Origin of the sequence: Pseudomonas sp. WMBT8 (assembly GCF_050916005.1) — a bacterium.
In the GTDB taxonomy this organism is placed as follows: Bacteria; Pseudomonadota; Gammaproteobacteria; order Pseudomonadales; family Pseudomonadaceae; genus Aquipseudomonas.
In genome coordinates this window covers 3,944,311-3,967,659 of the sequence record NZ_CP188096.1, presented here as the reverse complement: position 1 = coordinate 3,967,659, position 23,349 = coordinate 3,944,311, and the positions used below count along the sequence as shown (strand labels likewise).

Genomic DNA, 23,349 nt, shown 5'->3' with positions numbered 1-23,349 from the left:
GTTCAGCTCCTGTTCCCGGCGATGCATTCGGCGATGGCCACGCCCACTTCGATCGTACTGGCGCTGCCGCCCATTTCCCGGGTGCGCGGGCCTTGCGCAAGCACCGTCTCGATGGCCGAGACAATCGCTGCTGCGGCCTGCTGGTACAGCGGGTCGCCATTGCCCAGGTGCTCGATCATCAACGCAGCCGACCAGATCTGCCCGATGGGGTTGGCCACGCCCAGCCCGGCAATGTCCGGCGCCGAACCGTGTACCGGCTCGAACAGCGACGGGTAGCGCCGCTCGGGGTTGAGGTTGGCCGAGGGGGCAATGCCGATGGTGCCGGTGCAGGCCGGGCCGAGGTCGGAGAGGATGTCGCCAAACAGGTTGGAGGCCACCACCACATCGAACCAGTCCGGGTGCTGCACAAAGTGTGCGCACAGTATGTCGATGTGGAATTTGGCGCTCTTGACGTCCGGGTAGCGCTGGGCGATCAGGTTCACCCGCTCGTCCCAGAACGGCATGGTGATGGAAATGCCGTTGGATTTGGTGGCGGCCACCAGGTGCTTGCGTGGTCGCTGCTGGGCGAGTTTGAAGGCGTAGTCCACCACCCGGTCCACGCCTTCGCGGGAGAAGATCGACTCCTGCACCGCGATCTCGCGCGGCGTGCCTTCCCACATCCGCCCGCCGACGCTGGAGTACTCGCCCTCGGTGTTTTCGCGCACCACGATAAAGTCGATATCCCCCGGCACACGGCCGGCAAGCGGGCAGGGCACGCCGGGCATCAGGCGTACCGGGCGGATGTTGACGTACTGGTCGAACTGGCGGCGGATCTTGAGCAGTGACTCCCACACCGCCGTATGGTCGGCGATGATGTCCGGGGCACCCACGGCGCCGAAGAAGATCGCATCATGGCTGCCGATCTGCTCGGCCCAATCGTCCGGCATCATGGTGCCGTGGGCCAGGTAGTGCTCGCTGCACCAGGCAAAGTGATCGAACTCAAACGCAATCCCGAAGCGCCGGCTGACGGCCTCCAGTACGCGCAGGCCTTCGGGCACCACCTCGCGGCCGATACCGTCGCCGGGAATCACCGCAATACGATGGCGGGTGCTGGTCGTGGAATTGGACACGCCGTATCTCCTGTTTTTGTTGTTGTCAGTGAGGCGGGGACATTCTTGGCACAGGTGCAGCGGTGGGGGAATTGCTGATTACGGAAGCGGTCTTCGCAAAAATCGAAGGCCAGTGATCAGTCGCAGTGGCAGGCAACCAGGTAGTCGAATAATGCCAGGCTCGTCGGAGACGGCTGTTGCTGGCGCATGCAGAGGTACATCTGGCGATCGGCCCAAGGGTCGTCGATTTCGATAAAGCGCAAGGCCATCTCCTTGCGAAAGATCTGCACCGCGCCCTGGGGCAGCACGCCAACCCCTTGCCCGGCGGCAATCAGCCGGCACACCGCTTCAAAGCTGCGTACCTGCACCCGCAGGCGCAGCGGCATGCCAATCGCGGCGGCGGCTTCGGTGATCAGCGCGGTGATGGCGGCGTTATCCTCCAGGCCCACAAAGTCATAGCCCAGCAAATCGGCAAAGCGCGCATGGCGCATCTTGAACGGATGATCATCGGGCACCAGCAGGCACAGGCGGTCCTGGCAGTACGGGGCAAAGCGCAAGTCCTCGCCGCCCGGCTGGGTGGTGACGATGCCCACATCGGCCACGCCATCGCGCACCGCCTGCAGGATTTCGCGGCTGCGCTCTTCGCGGATATCCAGGCGGATGCCGGGGTGCAGAGCGTTCCACTGGGTCAGTTGGCGGGGCAGTTGCTGGCTCATCGCCGAACTGTTGGCATACAGGCACACGCGGCCGGTGGCGCCCTTGGCGTAGTCGGCGAGGTCAGCGTGCATCACATCCACTGCGCGCAAAATCGCCAACCCATGCTCGGCCAACACCTCGCCGGCCGCCGTGGGCGAGACGCCGGTGGAGGAGCGGTGTAACAGGGCGACCTTGAAATGCTGCTCGAGCAACGATAGGCGCCGGCTGGCCGCTGACAGCGAGAGGTGCGACTGCTCGGCCGCCCGGGACAGGCTGCCGAGCTTGACCGTCTTGAGGAACAGTTCGATGGAGGTGAGATCGGGGGCCATGCCAGAGTCCTTGTGCGCGGTCTGTGAAAACTACGCAGTTGGGACAGGACTGTCCAATCGTCTGCCCCCTGTTGATACAACGTTGGAGGCGCCGCCGATCCCTTGTGGGAGCAGTCGAGCCCCGGCGAGGCTGCGATGGCGGCGGCATTGCCAGCATTGATGGTGACTGACCCACCGCCATCGCAGCCTCGCCGGGGCTCGACAGCTCCCAGCTTTAAACTTTGCTGCCTTGAGTAAAGTGCCGGTTAGAACTCGATGCTCGCCGACAGCTTGGCCACCCGTGGGTCGCCCTGGGTCAGGTAGCCGCCCATTGCCGACTCCCAGTATTTGGTATTGGCCACATTGTCCACGTTCAGCCCCAGGGTGACGTCGCGCTGGTCCACTTTGAAGTTGTAGCGTGCGCCCAGGTCAAAGCGGTTCCAGGCCGGCAGGCTGAGGTTGTTGGCGGCATCCACGTACTGCCCGCCGGTACGCAACATGCGCCCGCTGAGGGTCACGCCTTGCAGGCCCGGCACATCCCATTCCACCCCGGCATTGAGCTGGAACGACGGCACGCCAATCGCGCGGTTGCCGTCGTTGGCGCCGTTCTGGGTGCCCTTGAGCTCGGTTTTCATCACCGTCGCACCGCCGAGCAAGCGCAGGCCGGCCAGCGGTTCGCCGAACACGTTGAGCTCTACGCCTTTGTTGATTTGCTCGCCTTCACGCACGAAGCGTGCGGTGGTGGCATCGATGATCTGGGTGTAGCCGGCGCCGGGCTGCTCGATGCGATACACGCCCAGGGTCGCGCCGTACGTGCCCATGTCAACCTTGACCCCGGCCTCGATCTGCTTGGAGCGTGCCGGCGCGAACGCCTGGCCACCGCCAATCACCGTACGCCCAGAGGAGTTAACCGGCGAAACAGGCCCCTTGGCCAAACCTTCAATCCGATTGGCATACAGCGACACATGCTCCCAAGGCTTGAACACAATGCCGTACACCGGTGTGGTGATCGACTGATCGTAGTTGGCCGTGCGGCTGCCGCTCATATAGTTGTAGCCCTGCACCACCATTTGCTGATGGCGCAGGCCCAGGGTGACCAACAAGCGATCATCGATAAAACCAACGGTGTCGGACACCGCCGCGCTGCGCATGAAGGTCTTGGCGGTGATGGTCGGGTCGCTGAAGTCGGTGCCAGGGGTATTGCGCGGGCTGTTCAGGCGCGGTTCGGCGCCGGTTACCGGGTTGTAGATATTGGTGCTGGTCTTGGCGCTGTCGAACACATAGGCGTTGCGCGCCTCGGTCCAGATCCCGGCCAGGCCGAAATTCAGGCGGTGGCTCACCGGCCCGGTCTGGAAATTGCCCTTCAAGCCGGCCATGGCGCTGCTGTTGTCTTCTTCGTGGGCGATGGTCGAGGCGCTGGTCTGGGCATTGCCCAGGTTGTCGTTGACGGTCACCGAGGAATACCGGCCCATCTCCCGGGTATGCTTGGCACCGCCCGCCGCGTAGGCGGTCCAGTTGTCGTTCAGGTCGTACTCGGCGCGCAGCATGCCCAGGGTGTCTTCAATATTGGTTGCGCTCCAGCGCGGCGCGTAGTTGGTGTCGGCGGAAGGGGCGTCGGGTACGTGGGTCACCAGGGGGCCGAGGAACACCGAGTTGCGCCCGCCATTGACGCGCTGCTTCTGATACGCGAAATCCCCCGACAGGCGCAATGCATCACCACGGTAATCCAGGCCGACGGCAAACAGCTTGGAGCGCTGGTTCTCATTGTCGGTGGCGGTATCGCCTTCACGCTGGGACAGGTTCACCCGCGCCCCAAAACGATTGTCTTCGCCAAAACGCTGGCCGAGATCCAGGTGCTGGCCAATCCGGCCTTCGCTACTGATATCGGTGCTGAAGCGGCGCAGCGGCACGTCGTCGGCGCGCTTGGGTTGCAGGTTCACGCCGCCGCCGATACCGGAGCCGGAGGGCGTTACCCCGTTGATAAAGGCGTTGGGGCCCTTGAACACTTCCACCCGTTCCAGGGCGTCGGTGGACATGATCTGCCTGGGCAGGATGCCGTACAGACCGTTGTAGGAAATGTCGTCGCCATTCAGTGGCAGGCCACGAATCACGAACAATTGCGACTGGTTGGCGTAACCCGAGGCCTGGCGCACGGACGAGTCGTTGAGCAGTACATCGCCCACCGTCTCGGCCTGTTGGTCGCGAATCAGTTGTTCGGTGTAGGAGGCCATGCTGAACGGCACGTCCATGATGTCCTGGTTGCCCAAGACCCCCAACTGCCCGCCGCGTGCGACCTGGCCGCCGGCGTACACCGGGGGCAGGGCGCCGGGGATGATGGATTCGGCGCTGATGCTGGTTGCCCCCAGTTCCAGGGCCTGGCCATTGCTCGCATCCTGCGGGGTTTGTTGGGGGGCGCTGTGGACAGCAAAGCTCAGGGAGCAGCACAGGGCGAGCAGGGTCGGGCGAAACGGCACGGCGAGTCGGGTACAAGTGGGCATGGTCGATCCGGACGGCGAAGCGTCAATGTGAGGAAGGGGGCAACAACGTTGCGCTTCCTCGCTGCGCGAATACGACTCCGGTGCAAATGATAATAAATGCTAAATGATATTTCACAAACTGATTTGTGATGTATGACTTTTCTGAAGGGCAAAAAATTTCTATTAAGGCCTGATGGCGGATGCCGAGTAGAATCGCGCCCTGAAAGCGATTCCTGAGGTGCGGCAAGGTGGATTTACAGCAGGGTTTTGTCCTGACCCGGCATTGGCACGACACCCCGGCGGGCACGCAGGTCAGCTTCTGGCTGGCGACCGACCAGGGGCCGCGGTATATCCGTCTACCGGTGCAGCCTTCGGTGATGTTTATTCCGCTGGCCCATCGCGAGCACGCGCAACGGGTGCTCAAGGGCGAGCGCGACGTGGAACTGCGCCCGCTGCAACTGTGTGACTTCCACCACCGCCCGGTCCTGGGCCTCTACACCCGCCAGCATCGCCAAGCGATGGACCTGGAAAAACGCCTGCGCCAGGCCGGCGTGGATGTCTACGAAGGCGATGTGCGCCCGCCCGAGCGCTATATGATGGAGCGCTTCATCACCGCACCGGTGGCATTTGGCGGCACGCCCGGCGAGGGCGGGATGTTGCTGGAGGCGCAGATGAAGCCTGCGCCCGACTACCGCCCGGCGTTGAAGCTGGTGTCGCTGGATATCGAAACCACCGCGCGCGGCGAGCTGTATTCCATCGCCCTGGAAGGCTGCGGCGAGCGCCAGGTGTATATGCTCGGCCCGCCGAACAAAACCTGCGCGGTGGATTTCAAGCTCGAATACTGCGACAGCCGCGCCCAACTGCTGGAGCGCCTCAACCAGTGGCTGGCGCAATACGACCCCGACGCGATCATCGGCTGGAACCTGGTGCAGTTCGACCTGCGGGTCCTCCACGAGCATGCCCAACGCCTTAACGTGCCATTGCTGCTTGGCCGTGGCGGCGAGGCCATGGCCTGGCGCGAGCACGGCAGCCGCCACCATTTCTTCGCCGCCGCTGCCGGGCGGTTGATCATCGATGGCATCGAGGCCTTGCGCTCGGCGACCTGGACTTTTGAGTCATTCAGCCTGGAAAACGTCGCCCAGACCCTGCTGGGCGAAGGCAAGTCGATCGCAACGCCGTATCAGCGCATGGACGAGATCAACCGCATGTTCGCCGAGGACAAGCCCGCCCTGGCGCGCTACAACCTCAAGGACTGCGAGTTGGTGACGCGGATTTTCGAGAAAACCGAGTTGCTCAAGTTCCTTCTGGAACGGGCCAGCGTTACCGGCCTGCCGGCAGATCGCAACGGTGGTTCGGTGGCGGCGTTCACCCATTTGTACATGCCGCTGATGCATCGCCAGGGCTTTGTCGCGCCCAACCTGGGGGACAAACCGCCCCAGGCCAGCCCCGGCGGTTTTGTCATGGACTCGCGGCCGGGGCTGTACGAGTCGGTGCTGGTGCTGGACTACAAAAGCCTTTATCCGTCGATCATTCGCAGCTTCCTGATCGACCCCGTGGGCCTGATCGAAGGCCTGCGCCATCCTGACGACAGCGAGTCGGTGGAAGGCTTTCGCGGCGCGCGCTTTTCCCGCACCCGGCATTGCCTGCCGGCCATTGTGGCGCGGGTCTCCGAAGGCCGCGAAGTGGCCAAGCGCGAGCATAACGCGCCGTTGTCCCAGGCCCTGAAGATCATCATGAATGCCTTCTACGGCGTGCTCGGCTCCAGCGGCTGTCGGTTCTTCGACACGCGGCTGGCGTCGTCGATCACCCTGCGCGGCCACCAGATCATGCGCCAGACCCGCGAACTGGTCGAAGCCCAGGGTTATGAGGTGATCTATGGCGACACTGACTCCACCTTTGTCTGGCTCGGCAGTGCCCATTCCCAGGAGGACGCCGCGCGCATCGGCCAGGACCTGGTGCAACACGTCAACCAATGGTGGCGCGAGCGCCTGCACAGCGAATTCGGCCTGCAAAGCGCCCTCGAACTGCAATACGAAACCCACTTCAGCCGCTTCCTGATGCCGACCATCCGCGGTGCGGAAGAGGGCAGCAAGAAGCGCTATGCAGGCCTTGTGACCCGCGCCGATGGCAGTGAAGAAATGATCTACAAAGGCCTGGAAACCGTGCGCAGCGACTGGTCGCCCCTGGCCCGCCAGTTCCAGCAGGAGCTGTACCAGCGCATCTTCCATCGCCAGCCCCATCAGGATTACGTGCGTGACTACGTGCGCCGCACCATCAGCGGCGAGTTCGATGAGCTGCTGATCTACCGCAAGCGCCTGCGCCGGCAACTGGGCGACTACGAACGCAACGTGCCGCCCCATGTACGGGCCGCGCGCCTGGCGGATGAATACAACGACCGCCAGGGCCGCCCGCGCCAGTACCAGAACGGTGGCTGGATTCGCTACGTGATCACCGTCAACGGCCCCGAGCCCCTGGAAGTACGCCAGGCGCCGATTGACTACGACCACTACGTCACCCGGCAATTGCAGCCGGTGGCCGATGCGATCCTGCCGTTTGTCGATGATGATTTCAGCACCCTGGTCGGTGGTCAGATGGGCTTGTTTTAACCCCTGGAACACGTTTCACTCTGGACGCTGAATCTCCAGGAGGAAGGCCCATGTACACGCTCTACGGTACGCAAAGCTCTGGCTCATGCATCGTCGAAATCGCCTTGCAACGTTGCGGCGTGCCGTGGCAGCAGGTCGATGCCAGCCCCTGGGGCGATGCGGCGGGGATGGAGGCCCTCGGGCAGATCAACCCGCTGCGGCAAATCCCCACCCTGCAACTGCCCGACGGCAGCGTGTTGACGGAGAGCGCGGCGATCCTGATCCACCTGGGCCTGGCGTATCCGGCCAGCGGATTGCTGTCCGGCAACCGTGCGCAGATCATTCGCGGCCTGGTGTATATCGCCGCCAACTGCTACTCGGCAATCACCATCATCGACTACCCCCAGCGCTTTCTCGACGACGCCGACGAGGCGGTACAGGCGCAACTGATTGCAGGTACCCAGCAGAAACTGCACCGCACCTGGCAGTTGTTTGCCGAGCAATTTGCCGGGCAACTTTTTACCCCGCAGGGCCTGCCCAATGCCTTGGGCATCATGGCGGCGGCCGTGTCCCGCTGGGAGGGTGCGCGCGACGTCCTGCAACACTCCCACCCCGCGTGCGCCCAGGCCCTGGCGCAGGTGGATGCCGACCCGCAGGTGGCCCCGGTGTTCGCCTGGCACTGGCCGGATTGGCCCGGGCAGTGAGCCTTGGCAATCAGAAGAAACAATGAGCCTCGAAGCGCCTCAAGCCCTTGCGTCGCGGGCGTCCTGGCCTACTCTTTCTGATAGTCGCGTAGGAATCATCCTTGAAATTGACTGTCGCAGACATGAAACTCAAAAACTCTGCATGGAATTGGAAGGAGGTACGCATGCTCGTCCGGTCGCTGACCCTGGCTACCTTGATGGCGTTTACGGGGCCGTTGTTGGCTGCGGATAACCGAGGCCCGCTGGAACAGGATCAAGGCAAATTCCGCCCGCTGATCGTGATTGCACCCAGCTCCATTGACCCGACTCAGGTCCAGCTCAAGAAAGACCTTGAACAGCCTGAGAACAAACAGAAGTTCACCGAGCGCAACATGGTGCTCTACACCGTGAACTACACGAGCATCGGCACCGTCGGCCAGCGTGACGGCAAGGACCTCGGCGCCCAGGACACCAACGCGCTGATCCGCGCCCTGAAGCTTGGCGCCAGTGCCGGCACCAAAGTGATCCTGGTGGGCAAGGATGGCGAGAAGAAAGTCGAAAAGACCGTGCCCCCCGATACCCTTGACCTTGCAGAGTTCTTTGCGGCTGTCGACAAGATGCCCATGGCAGAAAAAGAAGCCGCCGCCCCCGCCGAGCCGGAACCCGCCGCCCCGGCAGCGGGCAAACCTGGCGCCAAAGCCAAGCCTGGCAAGCACGCGCCGCAACCACTGGAAGATTGATGCTCCTCGCTGGCGCCTACAGGGGAGGTGCCAGCGAACCCTACAAGCTGTATGCCACTTGCAGGCATTGCGCCATGAAGCATATGATAACCGTTATCATTTACGGCTTACCTTCTGCGCGCACCCTCCATGCCCCCGAACCCTGCGACAAGCCCTACTGACCTGGCCACCCTGTATCAGCAGCAACACCGCTGGCTGCAGCACTGGCTGTGGCGTCGCCTGAACTGCTCGCAGAGCGCCGCCGACCTGGCCCAGGATACATTCCTGCGCCTGCTGGCCAAGAACCAACCCCTGGAAGTCCAGGCGCCTCGCAGCTTTCTGGCGAAGGTCGCACAGAGCGTGTTGTCCAATCACTTTCGTCGGCAGAAGCTGGAAAAGGCCTACCTGCAAGCCCTGGCGCTGTTGCCCGAAGAGGTCGCCCCCAGCGCCGAGACGCAATGGCTACTCCTGGAAACCCTGATGGCTCTCGACGAAGTGCTCAGCCGCCTGGCTTTGCCGGTGCGCCAGGCCTTCCTCTGGTCGCAGCTCGACGGCTTGAGCCACGGCGAGATTGCCGAGCGCCTGGGCACCAGCATCACCACGGTCAAGCGCTACATCGTCAAGGCCGGTGCGCAGTGCATTGTGCTCGACAGCCAGCGCCCATGAATCCCTCGCCCCTGACCCTGGACGCCGCCGAGCAGGCCATGCACTGGCAGTTGGAGTTACAGGCGCCGGATGTCACCGAACAGACCCGCGCGCAATGGCTGGCGTGGCGCCAGCAAGACCCGCTCAACGAGCAGGCATGGCAGTATTCCCAGCGATTTTTCCAGCGTATGCACGAGGTGCGCGACCCGGCGCACCAGGCGCTGGTCAGCGCCACCCTGTTGCCGGCGATGTCCCGGCGCCGGGTGCTGAAAAATCTGGCCCTGTTGCTGGCGGCCGGCAGTGTGGCGTGGACCGCCCGGGACGCCGGCCTGCTGCAACCCTGGACCAGCGATTTCAGCACCTCGGTCGGTGAGCAATGGCGCATCGACCTGGCAGACAACAGCCAAATCCAGCTCAACACCGACACCGCTGTCGATGTGAACTACGGCCCCGACCAGCGCCAGATTCATCTGCTGCGCGGGGAGATCCTGGTGCTGCCCAACCCGCTGGACAGCCGCCCGCTGTGGGTGAAAACCGCCGAAGGCCTGACCCAGGCCACGGGCGGGCGCTTCAGCGTGCGCCAGCGCGATGGTTTTACTCAGTTGGGGGCCGACCAGCAGCCACTGGCGGCGCAGATTCCATCGCGCAACCTGAGCCTGTCGCCCGGCGAAATCATCAGCTTTGACCCGCAGACCCTGCTGGCGCGGCGCTCCCAGCGCGCCGGCGAACTGGCCTGGAGCCGCGGCATGATCGTCGCCGACGGCCTGCGCCTGGAAGACTTCCTCAATGAATTGAGCCGCTACCGGCGCGGGCATCTGGACTGTGATCCGAGCGTGCGCGAACTGCGCGTGTCTGGCACCTATCCACTGGCCGACACCGACCGCATCCTGGTGGCGCTGCAACAGACCCTCAAGCTGGATGTGCAGCATTTCACGCGGTACTGGGTCACGCTGAAACCGCGTCGGGCACAGGTATGAATTTATTTTGCATGCCTGTGGTCCGTTTCCCAATCTCACGAGACTTATATCCCCAGACACTCACTTATCTGGGGAACAGGGCATGCACCCGCAACGCACCATCCGGGCAACACTGAAAAAATCACTGGCCGTGGCCGTCGTCCGTGGCATCGCCAGCTTCGGCGTGGCTGCGCCGTTGTTGCTGGCGCCGGCCTGGGCAATGGCCGCGTCACAGCAGGAATTCGATATCGCCCCAGGCTCACTGGCCGGCGCGTTGAACCAGTTTGGCCAGGCCACGCAGATCCTGCTGTCCTACCCGGCCGCCCTCACGCAAGGGCAGACCAGCCCGGGCCTGCAAGGGCGGCATGACCTCGACAGCGGCCTGGCGATCCTGCTCAGCAACAGCTCGCTGCAAGCGGTGCGTGGCAGTGGCGATAACTACTCCCTGGAGTCCCGGCCTACCGACGGCGCATTGCAACTGGGCACCGTGTCGATCTCCGGCAAGGCGCCGGGGTCGACCACCGAAGGCACCGGTTCCTACACCACGCAGTCGTCCAGCAGCTCCACGCGCCTGAACCTGACGCCCAGGGAAACCCCGCAATCGCTGACCGTCATGACCCGCCAGCGCCTGGATGACCAGCGCCTGACCAACCTGTCCGATACCCTGGATGCCACCCCCGGCATCACCGTATTGCGTGATGGCCTGGGTTCGGAAAGCGATAGCTATTTCTCCCGGGGTTTCCAGATCCAGAACTTCGAAATCGACGGCGTGCCCACCGTCACGCGCATGGACAACTACACCCAGAGCATGGCGATGTACGACCGGGTGGAAGTGGTGCGCGGCGCCACCGGCTTGATCAGCGGCATGGGCAACCCCTCGGCCACCATCAACCTGATCCGCAAGCGCCCGACGGCCGAGGCGCGGGCCAGCGTCACCGCTGAAGCGGGCAACTGGGACCGCTACGGCAGTGGCCTGGACGTGTCCGGCCCGCTGACCGAAACCGGCAATGTGCGCGGGCGCCTGGTGGCCGACTACAAGAGCGAACATGCCTGGGTCGACCGCTACAAGCAGCAAACCCAGTTGCTGTACGGCATCACGGAATTCGACTTGAGCGAAGACACCTTGCTGACCCTGGGTTTCAGCTACCTGCGTACCGACGTGGATGCCCCGGCGCGTTCCGGTTTGCCCACGCGCTTTACCGACGGTTCGCGCAGCAACCTCAGCCGTTCCCTGAATACCGCACCGGCCTGGTCCTATAACGACCATGAACAGACCAGTTTCTTTACCTCCATCGAACAGAAGTTCGACAGTGGCTGGAGCGCCAAGGCCGAGTTCACCCATTCGCAAAACAAGTTCGATGAGGTGTTCAACTACGTCAATGGCAGCCTCAACAGCGATGGCAGCGGCACCACGCAGTTGCCGGTGCGCTTCTCCGGTACGCCGCGCCAGGACAACCTCGACCTGTACGCCACCGGCCCGTTCAGCCTGCTGGGCCGCGAGCACGAGTTGATCGCCGGCGTGACCCTGTCCAAGTACAAGGAAAACGTGCCCAGCCATGGCGGCTGGGACTACGCGTATTCCGGTTCCCCGGCGGGCGCCATCGACAACCTGTTCAACTGGGACGGGCACTCGACCAAGCCGGACTTCCCGGTGACCGGCAAATCCTCGGTGGATGAAAGCCAGTACGCCGCCTACCTGAGCACGCGCCTGCGCATGACCGACGACCTGAGCGTGATCCTCGGCAGCCGGGTCATCGACTGGAAGCGCGAAACCGCAGACAGCCCCTATGGCGGCGTCGCCACCCGCACCGATGAATCGGAGACCGGCGTGTACATTCCCTACGCCGGTGTGGTCTACGACCTGACCGACAACTGGTCGGCCTACGCCAGCTACACCAAGATCTTCAATCCCCAGGCCAGTTGGGTGCGCGATATCAACAACAAGGCCCTGGAACCTATGGAAGGCAAGGGCTATGAGCTTGGCTTGAAGGGCAGCTTCTTCGACGAGCAGTTGAACACCAGCCTGGCGCTGTTCAAGCTGGAGCAGGACAACCTGGCGATCTGGATCGACACCCCGGGCGGCAACACCTACCGCAACGAGAAGGGCACCACCACCGAGGGCGTCGAGCTGGAACTCAACGGTCAATTGGCGGAAGGCTGGCAAGCCTCTGCGGGCTATGCCTATGCGGTCAGTACCGATGCCGACGACAAACGCATCGTCACCACCTTGCCCCGCCAGAGCCTGAAGACCTTCACCACCTACCGCCTGCCGGGCGCGTTGAACAAAGTGACCGTGGGGGGCGGGGTGAACTGGCAGAGCAAAGTCGGTGAAGACCTGCACACGTTCAGCCAGGGCAGCTACGCCATCACCAACCTGCTACTGCGCTATGACGTGACACCGCAGTTGAGCACCTCGGTCAACCTCAACAACCTGTTTGACCGCGAGTACTTCAGCTATGCCGGCAACCACGGGATGTACGGCGCACCGCGCAACCTGATGACCAGCGTCAAATACGACTTCTAGACCCACCCATGACCCCCTGTGGGAGCTGGTTCAGGCACCATTTCCGCTAGCTGACACACCGCCATCGCAGGCAAGCCAGCTCCCACATTTGATCTGCGGTGTGGTAAAAATCCTAAGCCCAATAGAGCCCCACTGTGGGAGCGGGCTTGCCCGCGATAGCGGTAGTTCAGGCGCCATTTCCGCTAGCTGACACACCGCCCTCGCAGCTCACGCCTTCCACGGCTTGAACCACAGCCCCAACCCTGTCAATACCACGATGCCCGCCAAGGTACTCAACCCCAACTGCCAGCCATCGTTATGCAGCGGGTGCAGCACCAGTGCCGCGACTCCCAGCAACACCACACTCAAGCCCCACTGCAACGGCCAGCTCAGTTGCCCGAGCAGGTGTTGGCGTTGCATCAGCAGCAGGTTGGTGACGATCACCCCACCCAAGGCCGCCAAGGCAATACCTGGCAGGCCGAAGAAGTACGGCAGCAAGACCAGCAGGCCGGCATTGACCAGGCTGCCCAGCAGTTCACAGTTGAGCGGCAGGCGCGTGTCGCCGCTGGCGTAGGCATAGCGCGCGAGCATGGCGTTCCAGGCGCCGAATACCAGGGGCGTAGCGAACCAGGCGAGCAGGGCGGGTAGCGGGCCGTCGGCGCTTTGCGCGGGCATCAGCAGGTGAATCAGCACTGGGCTTGCGCCAATCAGGCCGAGGGCGGCGGGCAGGCTCAGCAAGGTGGCGGCGTCCAGGCCACGGCGCAGGAGTGCCAGGCGTTGTTGGCCTTGCTCACCGCTCATCATCCCCAGCAATACCTGGTTAAGGCTCATCAGCGCGATCAGCGGCAGGTTGATCAGCTTGCGCGCCAGGTTGACCCAGGTCACCGCGCCTTCGCCCAGGTAGCTGGCGATCAACCGTTCGAGCAACGCCAGGCCCTGGCTGGCGACATTGCTCGCCAACAGCGGGCCGATACGCCCCAGCAGTTCGCGGCCGGCCTGGGCATCGCCCCGGACCTGCCAGGGGCGCCAGCCGAATGACCAGACCGGCGCCAGCAGCGGCAGGCACATCAATACGCTGCCGGCAAAAAAACACATCGCCAGTTCCGCGCTGTCGCTGGCCGTGCCGCGGATAAACAGGTACAGCACCGGCGGCAGGTTGAACAGCAGCGAGCCCAGCCCCGGCAGCACAAAGCGCTGGCGCGCCTGCAACGGAATACTGAACAGGCCATGCATCACCAAGCCCGGCGCACAGGCGGCCAGCCAGCGCAGATTGGCGGCAGCCTGGTCGTGGGCGGCGGCGTCCAGCCCCGGGCCGATCAGCCGTACCCACAGTGGCGCGCCGAGTGCCAGCAGGGCGAACAGGCCCAGGCCGACGCCGAGCAGGCGCGGCGACAGGCTGGCCAGCCAGGCTTGCTGGCGTTGCGCATCACGCTGTTGATAGAGGGGCAGGGCAGCGGCGGCGAGCAAGCCGGCGGCCAGGGTCATGCGCAGCGCCTCGGGCAAAAACACCGCCACCAGGAACCCGTCGCTGCGGCTGCCCGCACCCCAGGCGGCCACCAGCAGCCATTCCCGGGCAAAGCCGGCCACCAGCCCGGCCAGCGTCGCCAGGGTCAGCCACAGGGTGCTGCCGAACATCAGTGGAACAGGGTGAACAGGCCCTTGCCACCCACCTTGTAGTTCAGCCCGCGAACGCGTTCGCCCATGACTTTGGCACCGGTGCCGCCGACAATTTTGTACGGCGCGACGGTTTTCGCCACCACGGTATTGGCAGTCACCACCGAGCCTTCGCACAGATGGGTGCCAAAACCGATCAGCGCACGGCTGCCGATCCACACATAGTCGTCGATATAAATCGCCCCGGAAATCGACCAGAACTCCGGTGCCTGCAAGTCATGGCTGCCGGCGATGATCAGCACATGGGAGGCAATCGCCACATGGTTGCCGATCACCAGGCCAGAGCGTGCATCCACCTGGCAATGCCAGCCGATCACCGTGTCGTCGCCGACTCTCAGGTTGTGGATGCCCAGCACCTCGGTGTTGCGCCACAGGCTCGAACCCTTGCCGATTTTCGCGCCGCCCAGGCGCAGCCAGCCGATACGGATGTGGTGACTGGGGATCTTGTTGATCAGGATGTTGTAGGCCATGTCCCAGGCGCTGCGCCAGCGGTCCTTGAGGGTCGGCCAGTTCTTGCCATAGATCGGCAGGAACTGTGCCGGAATGTCCTGTTTCATGCGATGGAACAGCCGACGTGCCACCGGATGCTCGATGGTCGGCTCCACATCGAAGGACGTCATCCAGAAGCGCTTGTTCTCGCCTTCGCCCTCTTCAAAAACCACCTCGTTGGCCAGGCACCAGGCCAGGCCGTCCTGCAGGTCTTGCAGGCTCACGCCGAGTTCGCTGGCCAGGGCGGGCAGGCGGTCACGCAGGTCGGGGGAGTGAATAGTGCGATGTTTCATGGTCGGTCATCCTTTGGTACGCAAACAGGAGCGGTAATGGTCGGGCTCAGGCGCACCTGTTGCAGGCTGATGCCCATCAACAGCCAGAACAGCGCGATCAATACGAAGGTGAAGCTGAAGTAGTGGTCGAAAATCCCCGTCAGCAGCGCCGCCAGCACACCGCATACGCAGCCCAGCCACAGGGCGTTGTCGGCGGTGACCTTGCGCACCATGCCCAGCGGTCGCACTTCGCGCCACCACAATACGGTGATGGCGATGAACAACAGCATCCCCGGAACGCCGATCTTGTAGATGAAGTTCAGCCACAGGTTGGAAATCCCCAGCAGGTTGCTGCCCGGCACCGGCGGGTCGATCTTGAAGCCGATGCCCAGCGGGTACTTGGCCATGACATCGGGGAACCCGGCGTACTCGTCGAAGCGGATCTCGGTACTGGCGTTGGTGGTCGAGAACATCGTCATCAAGCGGTCCTGCAATGGCGGATAGAACAGCACCAGGGCGATCACAAAGGCCACGCCGATGCCGATGATCCGCCCGCTGTGAGGCACGCGCTTGTAGGTCAGCCAGATCAGGATCAGCGCCAGGGCCACAATCGCGCCCCGGGAGATACTCAACAGCAGGCCGGCGCAACCCAGTACCGCCACTGCCAGGCCCAGGGCGCGGCGCCAGCCGGTGCGGGTCCAGCCGTAGAACAGCGCCAGCGGGATAAACAGCACCAGCACGCCACCGGTCAGGTTCGGGTGAACCCAGGGCGAGGCCATGCGCTTGTAGTTAGCCGAGAAGATGTCCTTCACCGCCTCGGGGTGGGCGTATTTGAGGTCGGTGAGAATATCGATCATCGACATCGCGTTGCGCGTCTTGAGGAACATGAAGATCGACAGCGACAGCATCGCCAGGTTGCCCAGCAGCAGGGCGACCACCACTTTGTCGCGGTCGGCATCGGTACGCAGCAGCAGCGGCACGATAAACAGCAGCGACAGGTTCATCAGCCAGCGCACCCAGTTCACCGGGCCGTTGCCCTCGGCGTGGATGATGAGCATGCCCCAGATAAACGGGATGGTGCTGAACAGCATCAGCCACATCAACGCCCGCTCCGTGGGGCGCCAGACCATGAAACCACGGGTCTTGCCGATAAACGATTGCCAGAACACCCCGGCCCAGGTCAGGCCCAGCACCGCTTCGCTGATGGTGGTGCGGATCCCCAGTTGCAGGGTGGTGTAGGGAATACTGGTGGCCAAGACGGCAAAGATCAGCAAGCCCCACAACGGTTTGCGGATCAGGGTCAGCGCCACGCCCACGCCGACCACGATCATGAAGACCTTCATCGGCGGCAGTGCCAACAGCAAGCCCCCGAAGACCAGGCCCAGGAGCAGACTAACGAGTTTTCCTGGCAGCATTAGCGGTTCAATTCCTTGAGCAGTTTATCCAGGCGCAGGCGATAGGCCGGTTCGGCAAATTGCCGGGCCCATGTGCGTTGCAATTGGGGGTCGACCGTGGCCCCAGGTGCAGCCAGTGACACCATCAATGTTTGCAGTTGCAAGGCGTCGTCGGGTGCAAAGCGCGGCGCCGTGGGCGGCGCCACTTCATCCAGGGCCGAACCACGGGCCACCGCAACCTGTGTGCCGACACTCAGCGCTTCCACCACCGGCAAGCCAAACCCTTCGGCATAGGAAGGCTGCCACAGGTACGCGGCATGCCGGTAGAGCGCCTGCAACTGGCCATCGGACAGCCCGTTGCGCCAATGCAGGCCAGGCAACTCGCCGAGGGCCGCCGGCACATCGCTGGCGTGGCCGACCAGCACCAGGTCCGGCACGCTCGGGTCCTGGGCGCGGCTGGCTTGCCATTGCTCCAGGAAAAACGCCATGTTCTTGCGTGGCTCGCGGGTGCCCACCACCAGCCAGTAGCGCGCCGGAATGCCTGCGGGCAGCGGCTCGGGTGCATCGGTGAACTCCGGCACCAGGTTATTCAACACGCGGAACTTGGCCCGCGCCCAGGGAAACAGGCGCGCGGCTTCATCGCACGAGAACTGCGACGGGCACCACACCCGGTCCGCCTGCCACACCGACCAGGCAATCGACGCGCCGTCGATCAGGCGGTAGGCCAGGGCCTTGAGGCGGGAGCGATGGAAGTTGCGGTGGGTCAGTTGAAACAGGTCGTGCAGCACCAGCACATAGCGGGTGCCGGCGGGTTTGCGGCACAGGGGCAGGCCCATGTTGGCCGTGGCGATGTACAGGTCGATCCGCTGTTGGTGGATTTCCCGGGGCAAAAAACCGCGCTCAAAGCGCAGTCGTACCTGGGGCCGTTGCAGGCCTTCCAGGGGGCTGGCCCACGCCGGGCACACCGCGGTGGCGCGCTGGGGATGATCCAGGGGCGCCTCGGTAAACAGCACCACTTCAGTGTTGTCCCGTGCGCGCAAGGCTTGCTCCAGGGCCAGCACCTGGCGGGCAATGCCCGACGAAGGTGCGACCGTGGCGGGGCGGTAATCCAGGGCTACGCGCATGCTTGGGGCTCCTGATGGGTTGGCAAGGTGCGGTAGATCTGCTCCAGTTCGTTACCGGCGACCGCCCAGTCGTGATAGTTGCGCGCGTAATCCCGCGCGGCATCCGCCAGTTGGCTGGCCAGTGCCGGTTCGTCCAGCAGGCGCACAATCCCATCGGCCAGGGCCTCGGCACTTTCGCCGGCCAGGTAGTGTGCCTGGGCCTCGACCGCCAGCCCGGACACGCCCTGGGCGGTACTCACCAGCGGCAGGCCGGCGGCCATCGCTTCCAGCACTTTGAGCTTGGAGCCGCCACCATGGCGCAGCGCGGCGACAAAACCTGCACAGCGGCGTTGCAAGGCCGTCAGGTCGGGGACAAAACCCTGCCACTCAATACGTTCGTCCGGCCAGCGCTCGCGCCAGTGTTCGGGCAAGCCGAAGCCGGCCACCGCCAAGCGGGCGTTGGGGCATTGCAACCAGACCCGGGGGAAGATGTCGTCGAGCAACCACTGCACTGCGTCGAGGTTCGGCGCGTATTCGTAGTTGCCGACAAACAACAGGCGCTGGCTCTGCGGGTCGGCGCTGACATCGCTGAAGGCCCGGCTGTCGACCCCGTTGACCACCACGCTCACCGGTGTAGCGGTCAGTTGGCCGATGGCCTGGGCATCGGCCTGGGTCACGGCCACCACATGGCAGGCTGCATCAAACGCCTTGCGTTCCCACTGCTGGCAACGCCATTGGTCGTAGCGCACGAACGGTGCGGCCCATTTTGGAAAGCGGTCATAGGTGGCGCCGCCCAGGCTCGATTCCAGGTTGTGTTCGGTGAGCACAAAATCCCGCGCTTGCTGCTGCAAGAGCGTGAAGTACGGTTGCAGGCTGTAGCTGTGCTCGACCTGGATCACATCCCAGGTTTCGTCCAGCAGTTCGCGAAAGCGCGCCTGCAACACCGGCGACAGGCCGTTGACCGTGGTCAGCAGTGGCCAGGGCGCAAATACCCCGGCGAGCAGGGTCATGGGGTGTTTCAGCGGCCGGCGCGGCACCACGATCAGGCGTTCGAGCAAAGGCTCAAGGGCGGCGTGCACGGCGGCGTCGGCCGGGGTTTTCGATTGCACCAGCAAAGTGATGCGATGCCCGCGCTCACTCAAGGTGCGCAGCAAATGGTACTGCCGGGTCTTGCCGCCGCTGGTCATCGGCCACGGCAGATAGGGCACAATCCACAGGATTCTCACGTGCAGCTCTCCATGCCTGGGCGTGCTACCACACCAATATCTGCAACGACGGTTTCACCACGGGGCGAATGCCGTTGTAATCGTTAAGGGTCTGCCGGGCGCCGGTCAGCGGGTCCAGCAGCTCGGCGTGCTGTACGTTGGGCAAGGTGATGCTGGTGCCTTGCGCGCTCCAGTACATCAACAGGTGTTTGCCGTCTTCGCGGGTCCAGGCCACGCTGTAAAAAGTCTTGGGTACGTCCGCAAGCGCGGGGGTGACCCCAGGCTTGAGCGTCGGCCCGGTGATCTCGAGGAAGCGGGCGAGGGCGCTGTAGACCGGCTTGGGTTCGCCGTTGAGATCCAGCAGGCCGTAGTGCTGGTCACGCACGGAGGCCCGTTCATCCAGGTCGGACAGGGCAAACAGGAAAATCTTCTGGTAGTCCTGGGACGCCATCAACGCCAGGCGGCGCAAGGTGAAATCGGCCTGGCCGTCGACGCCGATCAGGTCCTGCATCTCCTTGGGCCCGGCATAGCTGGACCAGCCCCACTCGGTGGCCCACACATCCTTGACCCCGGCACCGTGCAGCACGGCGTTGAGTTGGTCGCCGCGCAGCAGTACTTCGTTCTTGCCCGGTTCGTCGGTTTCCGGGGTCATCGAGTACGGGTGATACGCCGCGACCATGCCCAGGGTTTGTACGCCCAGCGCGCCGAGGGCTTCGAACATCAGGGTCTTGCCACGCGGCGGCATCTGGCTGTAGTAGGCCATGCCGCCCATCACCTGGATCTTGTCTGGTGCGGCGATATTCAGGGCCTGGTGACTGGCCAGCAGTAAGCGCGCGTATTCCTCGGCATTCACTTGCGGGCGCCAGTTGTTCGGCAGGTTCTGTTCGTTCCACACCTGCCAGGCGTTGATATTCGGGTAGCGCTTGGCCAACAGGGCCAGGCGCAGGGCATACACGCTGGCATCCCGCGGGCGGTATTGGTCCTGGAATTCTGCGCCTTTGGGGGCGGTGGTGATGAACGGCGCCGACCCCACCAGGTAGAACACCGAGCGGATCTTCTCGGCCGTCAGGGTGCGGTCCAGTTCGTCGAAAGTGCTCAGTTGATAATCTTCTTCCTTGGGCTCCAGGCGGTCCCAGTGCAGGTCGACGCGCACCCAGTCCAGCCCCAGCTTCTGGTATTGGCGAATCTGCTTCTGGTACTGCTCGGGCTTGAACCACAGAAAATGCGCGTTCACCCCCAAGAACTCGCGCCACTCCACAGTGCGCTGGGGCGCCAGGTTCACGGGCTCCGCGTCGACCTTTTCACTGAGCAGCAGTGCGCCGCCCACGGCCATTGCAATGACCAGTGGCAGGTAGCGCCACATCCGGCGAGTAGACGAAGTGTTCATCACAAAGGCTCCTTGACTGCGGCCTGGAACATCTCGGCAAAGCGTTGGGCGGTGCTGGCCCACTGGCGCTGCCGGCCGATCTCGGCAGCGTGGTCGGCCCACTGGCGGGCCTGTTGCGGGTCGAGGATCAGGCGGTTCAGGGCATCGCTCAACGAGGCGATATCACCCTGTTGATAGGTGATGCCATTGCCCCCGGCGACTTCTTCGGCGAAGGCGCGGGCATTGGAGGTAATCACCCCGCGCCCGCAGGCGTTGGCCCAGGACAGCGCGCCGCTGGTGCCGCGCATCTGCCCCAGGAATCCGAGTTTTTTCGATTCGCGGTACGGCAGCACCATCACATGGTGGGCCTGGATGGTGTGGGGAATGTCGGCCGAGGGCAGGTCCAGTTGCCAGTCCACCACATCGCCCAGTTGCAGGCTGGCGATCAGTTGGCGCAGGCCATCGAGGTAGTTGCCGGCCGGGTCGAAGGTCATTTCCGGCGCGGTGCCCCCGGCCAGGGTCAGGCGCACCTGGCCCCGGCATTGCGGGTGGGCGGCCAGGGAACGGGCCAGGGCCTGCAGCAGGTCCTCGATGCCCTTGCCCCGGTAGATAAAGCCGAAATACAGCAGGCGCAACGGTTGCAACGGCGGCAAGGCCACGGGGTCGATAGGCAGGTTGCCGTGGGCAATCACTGCCATTTGCTCAGGTCTTAGCCCCATGCGCTGGCGCAGGCAGTCGCCCCCCAGGCGCGTGAGGGTGATCAGGCGACGCATGCTTTTGGCCAGGCGCCGCTCTTCGTATAGGGTCAATGGGTCGGCGAGCAGCGCCGCGGCCTGGGGCAGCGGGTGGGGCAGGCGTTCGAGCAGGGTCAGCGGGAAAAACAGCCTGGCCCGGCGCCAGATCAGGCGTTCCGGGTCGTGTACGGTGGCGGTCAGCGGCAGTTGCGGCTGGGCCCGGCGCAAGTAATCCAGGGCCTGGAACTCGGCAAAGCGCCCGCCGCCCAGCTCGGCATGGACCAGGTCCACGCCGCGCCAGTCAAAGGCTTGCAGGCGCTGCAACTGTTGTGTCAGGTCCAGGCAGCCTTCCAGAGGCGTCAGCACCTCCAGGCCCTGGTCGCACAACGCGCTGCGCAAGTGCGCAGCGTAGTCGGCGATCCCGGTCTGCTCCGGCGGCAGCGGCGCCAGCAGCGCAATGCGCATCAGGCCGCACCGCGCCAGCTGTTGATCCGCGCCAGGACATTGGCCGGCACTTCAAAACGGCGGCGGTTGAGGATCATCCCGTCGACTTTGCCGAACGCAGTGGTCAGCAGCGACAGGGCGTTCTCGATGGTCGGCACGGTGCTGGTGCGGGCTTCGATCACCAGCACAATCTGCTCGGCGCGGCGCAGGGTGAGGAACGCCTGCGGGTTGGACGACAGGGCCGAGGCGTCCAGCAGCAGCACTTCACCGGGCTTCGGCGCTTCGGTGCCGTTGACCGAGACCCGGTGGCCGCGCTCTTCGAGCAGGCGCTTGAGTTGCTCGATGATAAAGCTCACGCCTTCGCCATGCCGTGCCGAGGTCAGGCCCAGGGCAAAGCCCTCGCTGGCGATGCGCTCGGCGGGTAGCAGGCTGTAGAGGCGATAGATGCTGGCGGTGAGGGCTGCCGGCGTCGCGTGTTGCACATCGGGAATGCTGCTCCACAGCGGTACACCGAACACTTCCTGCAAGCGCGCACCATCGTGGATGCGCTGGTCCAGCAGGTACAGCACGTAGATGGTCAGCAAGCCGACGGCCAGGCCGGCAGGAATGGTGAACAACAGAATCAGCAGGCTCTTGGGAAACACGCGCGCCGGGTTGAGGGTGGCGTGCTCGATCAGGGCGATGTTGCTGATCTGGCTGCTGTCCAGCTCGTGGTCGATGCGCGCCTGTTCGAGGTTTTCCGAGTACAGCGCGTAGCTTTTCTCGGCGGTGCGCAGTTGCTGGGTGAGCTTGTTCAGCTCAGGTTCATCGGTCATCGCCTGGTCACGCTGGGCGCGCAGTTCGGCGAGGGTCTTCTCGTAGTTCTCGATTTCCCCGGCCAGTTTGCGCTCCTGCAACTGGGCATCGATGATCTGTTGCTTGACGTTGATCACCAGGCTGTTGGGCGCGGTGTTTTGCGAGCGTTCCAGGCGTGTCGCTTCCTGGGCGCTGAGGTCTTGCATGTCGCGGATGTTCTGCTCGATCTGGTTGACCTGCGGCGTGCCCGGCAGGTAGGTGCGCAGCAGGCGCGCGCGTTCCACTTGCAGGGCATTGAGCTGGCGCTTGAGGTCAAGCTGGGTCGGGTTGAGGCTGGTTTCCCGGGCCGTCACCACTTCCGCTGGCTGGTTCTTGATCTGCTGGCTGGCGTTGGCCAGGAAGCTGCGGATCCCCGCGATCTGGTTTTGTGCGGTGACCTTGGCGTCGGTGACGCGGTCGATCTGGTTGGTCAGGTTTTTCAGGCGCGCGTCTACGCTGATCGAGTCGATCTGCTTCAAGCGGCCCTGCAGTTGATCCTTGAGCCCCTGGATATTGGTGGCGACCTTGGTGCGCTCGGCTTCATAGAAGGTGTGCAGGCTCTTGCGCCCAAGAATCCGTGCGCGTTCTTCGAGGTAGGCATCGACCCAGGTCTCGACTACTTTCTGCGCGATGACCGGATCATCCCAGGTGAAGGAAATCTCGATCACCGAGGAGCCCGGTTCGTGGCCGGCTTCGAAGTTCTTCTCCAGCTTGGTCGCCAGGCGTTCCAGCGGGCTTTGCTTCTCGGCCAGGCCGACGAATTGCAGGACGCTGCGCACCGCATCCAGTACTTCACCGGCGGCTTTCTTGACGTAGAACTTGGTGACTTTCCAGAAGCCCTGTGGCGGCTCGGACGTCATTGCCAGGTAGCGCTCGGCAACGATATGCACGATGGGCCGGCCGGTGAGCATCTTCTCCTCATCGACGATCGGGTCGTGCTGGGTGCTGGGCGCAATCAGCGTCTGGCGGTTGGCGGCTTCGATCGGCAACGTGGTGTTGTCCCGTCCTGGCTTGACCAGCAAGCGCGCGTCGGACTCGTAGCGAGCCGGCAACAGGAAGGCACCCAACACGGCCACCACAATCGTGGTGATCACGGCCAGTTTGAATTCGCGGCGGAAGATGAAAAACAGCCGCAAAAGGTCGCGTAGAGAGCGGATTTCGATCACAGGATCAC

General features: G+C 63.9%; 17 protein-coding genes. 6 read left to right on the top strand and 11 right to left on the bottom strand.

The window, feature by feature from the left end; all coding sequences use genetic code 11:
- Positions 1 to 2: 2 nt before the first annotated feature.
- The 3 genes from ACO77H_RS17840 to ACO77H_RS17830 form a co-directional block, all read right to left on the bottom strand.
- Positions 3 to 1,109 (bottom strand): tartrate dehydrogenase, encoded by a 1,107-nt coding sequence (locus ACO77H_RS17840; RefSeq protein ID WP_169957325.1) that lies wholly within the window; start codon positions 1,107 to 1,109, stop codon positions 3 to 5.
- Between the two features lie 116 nt (positions 1,110 to 1,225).
- Complete coding sequence (locus tag ACO77H_RS17835) at positions 1,226 to 2,113, bottom strand: LysR family transcriptional regulator (RefSeq protein ID WP_169957327.1); 888 nt, start codon at positions 2,111 to 2,113, stop codon at positions 1,226 to 1,228.
- Between the two features lie 245 nt (positions 2,114 to 2,358).
- On the bottom strand, positions 2,359 to 4,590 hold the full coding sequence (locus ACO77H_RS17830; protein ID WP_432754385.1) for a TonB-dependent receptor: 2,232 nt from the start codon (positions 4,588 to 4,590) through the stop codon (positions 2,359 to 2,361).
- 227 nt (positions 4,591 to 4,817) lie between these two features.
- On the opposite strand from ACO77H_RS17830, the gene ACO77H_RS17825 reads away from it, so the two are divergent.
- The 6 genes from ACO77H_RS17825 (at position 4,818) to ACO77H_RS17800 (ending at position 12,681) form a co-directional block, all read left to right on the top strand.
- On the top strand, positions 4,818 to 7,175 hold the full coding sequence (locus ACO77H_RS17825) for a DNA polymerase II (RefSeq protein WP_169954795.1): 2,358 nt from the start codon (positions 4,818 to 4,820) through the stop codon (positions 7,173 to 7,175).
- Between the two features lie 50 nt (positions 7,176 to 7,225).
- Positions 7,226 to 7,858, top strand: coding sequence for a glutathione S-transferase N-terminal domain-containing protein (locus ACO77H_RS17820; RefSeq protein ID WP_169954794.1), 633 nt, complete (start codon positions 7,226 to 7,228; stop codon positions 7,856 to 7,858).
- Between the two features lie 164 nt (positions 7,859 to 8,022).
- Positions 8,023 to 8,577, top strand: a complete 555-nt coding sequence (locus ACO77H_RS17815; RefSeq protein ID WP_032862995.1) for a DUF4174 domain-containing protein — start codon at positions 8,023 to 8,025, stop codon at positions 8,575 to 8,577.
- A 129-nt stretch (positions 8,578 to 8,706) separates the two neighbouring features.
- Complete coding sequence (locus ACO77H_RS17810; RefSeq protein WP_169954793.1) at positions 8,707 to 9,222, top strand: sigma-70 family RNA polymerase sigma factor; 516 nt, start codon at positions 8,707 to 8,709, stop codon at positions 9,220 to 9,222.
- Positions 9,219 to 10,178 (top strand): FecR domain-containing protein, encoded by a 960-nt coding sequence (locus ACO77H_RS17805; RefSeq protein ID WP_432754384.1) that lies wholly within the window; start codon positions 9,219 to 9,221, stop codon positions 10,176 to 10,178. Before ACO77H_RS17810 ends, ACO77H_RS17805 begins: the two co-directional genes overlap by 4 nt.
- A gap of 82 nt (positions 10,179 to 10,260) precedes the next feature.
- Positions 10,261 to 12,681, top strand: coding sequence for a TonB-dependent siderophore receptor (locus tag ACO77H_RS17800; RefSeq protein ID WP_432754383.1), 2,421 nt, complete (start codon positions 10,261 to 10,263; stop codon positions 12,679 to 12,681).
- 207 nt (positions 12,682 to 12,888) lie between these two features.
- Here the strand turns inward: ACO77H_RS17800 and ACO77H_RS17795 are convergent, their stop codons facing one another.
- From ACO77H_RS17795 to ACO77H_RS17760, 8 genes are read right to left on the bottom strand one after another with little or no spacing between them, the layout of a single operon-like run.
- Entirely contained in the window at positions 12,889 to 14,295 is a 1,407-nt protein-coding gene (locus ACO77H_RS17795; RefSeq protein ID WP_432754382.1) for a lipid II flippase MurJ, read from the bottom strand.
- Positions 14,295 to 15,116, bottom strand: coding sequence for an acyltransferase (locus tag ACO77H_RS17790; protein ID WP_170043690.1), 822 nt, complete (start codon positions 15,114 to 15,116; stop codon positions 14,295 to 14,297). Before ACO77H_RS17790 ends, ACO77H_RS17795 begins: the two co-directional genes overlap by 1 nt.
- Positions 15,113 to 16,510 carry an O-antigen ligase family protein gene (locus ACO77H_RS17785; protein WP_170043691.1) on the bottom strand — a complete coding sequence of 466 codons (1,398 nt, stop codon included), beginning with the start codon at positions 16,508 to 16,510 and terminating at the stop codon, positions 15,113 to 15,115. The genes ACO77H_RS17790 and ACO77H_RS17785 overlap by 4 nt, the downstream gene beginning before the upstream one ends.
- Positions 16,510 to 17,613, bottom strand: coding sequence for a glycosyltransferase family 4 protein (locus ACO77H_RS17780; protein WP_170043692.1), 1,104 nt, complete (start codon positions 17,611 to 17,613; stop codon positions 16,510 to 16,512). Before ACO77H_RS17780 ends, ACO77H_RS17785 begins: the two co-directional genes overlap by 1 nt.
- On the bottom strand, positions 17,604 to 18,818 hold the full coding sequence (locus ACO77H_RS17775) for a glycosyltransferase (RefSeq protein WP_170043693.1): 1,215 nt from the start codon (positions 18,816 to 18,818) through the stop codon (positions 17,604 to 17,606). Before ACO77H_RS17775 ends, ACO77H_RS17780 begins: the two co-directional genes overlap by 10 nt.
- Positions 18,819 to 18,843: 25 nt before the next feature.
- Positions 18,844 to 20,184 carry a beta-xylosidase gene (locus ACO77H_RS17770; RefSeq protein WP_170058393.1) on the bottom strand — a complete coding sequence of 447 codons (1,341 nt, stop codon included), beginning with the start codon at positions 20,182 to 20,184 and terminating at the stop codon, positions 18,844 to 18,846.
- Positions 20,184 to 21,362, bottom strand: a complete 1,179-nt coding sequence (locus tag ACO77H_RS17765; protein ID WP_432754381.1) for a glycosyltransferase — start codon at positions 21,360 to 21,362, stop codon at positions 20,184 to 20,186. Before ACO77H_RS17765 ends, ACO77H_RS17770 begins: the two co-directional genes overlap by 1 nt.
- The gene (locus tag ACO77H_RS17760) at positions 21,362 to 23,341 is read right to left on the bottom strand and encodes an exopolysaccharide transport family protein (RefSeq protein ID WP_170058395.1); all 1,980 of its coding nucleotides are present in this window, start codon (positions 23,339 to 23,341) and stop codon (positions 21,362 to 21,364) included. The genes ACO77H_RS17765 and ACO77H_RS17760 overlap by 1 nt, the downstream gene beginning before the upstream one ends.
- Between the last annotated feature and the right edge of the window lie 8 nt (positions 23,342 to 23,349).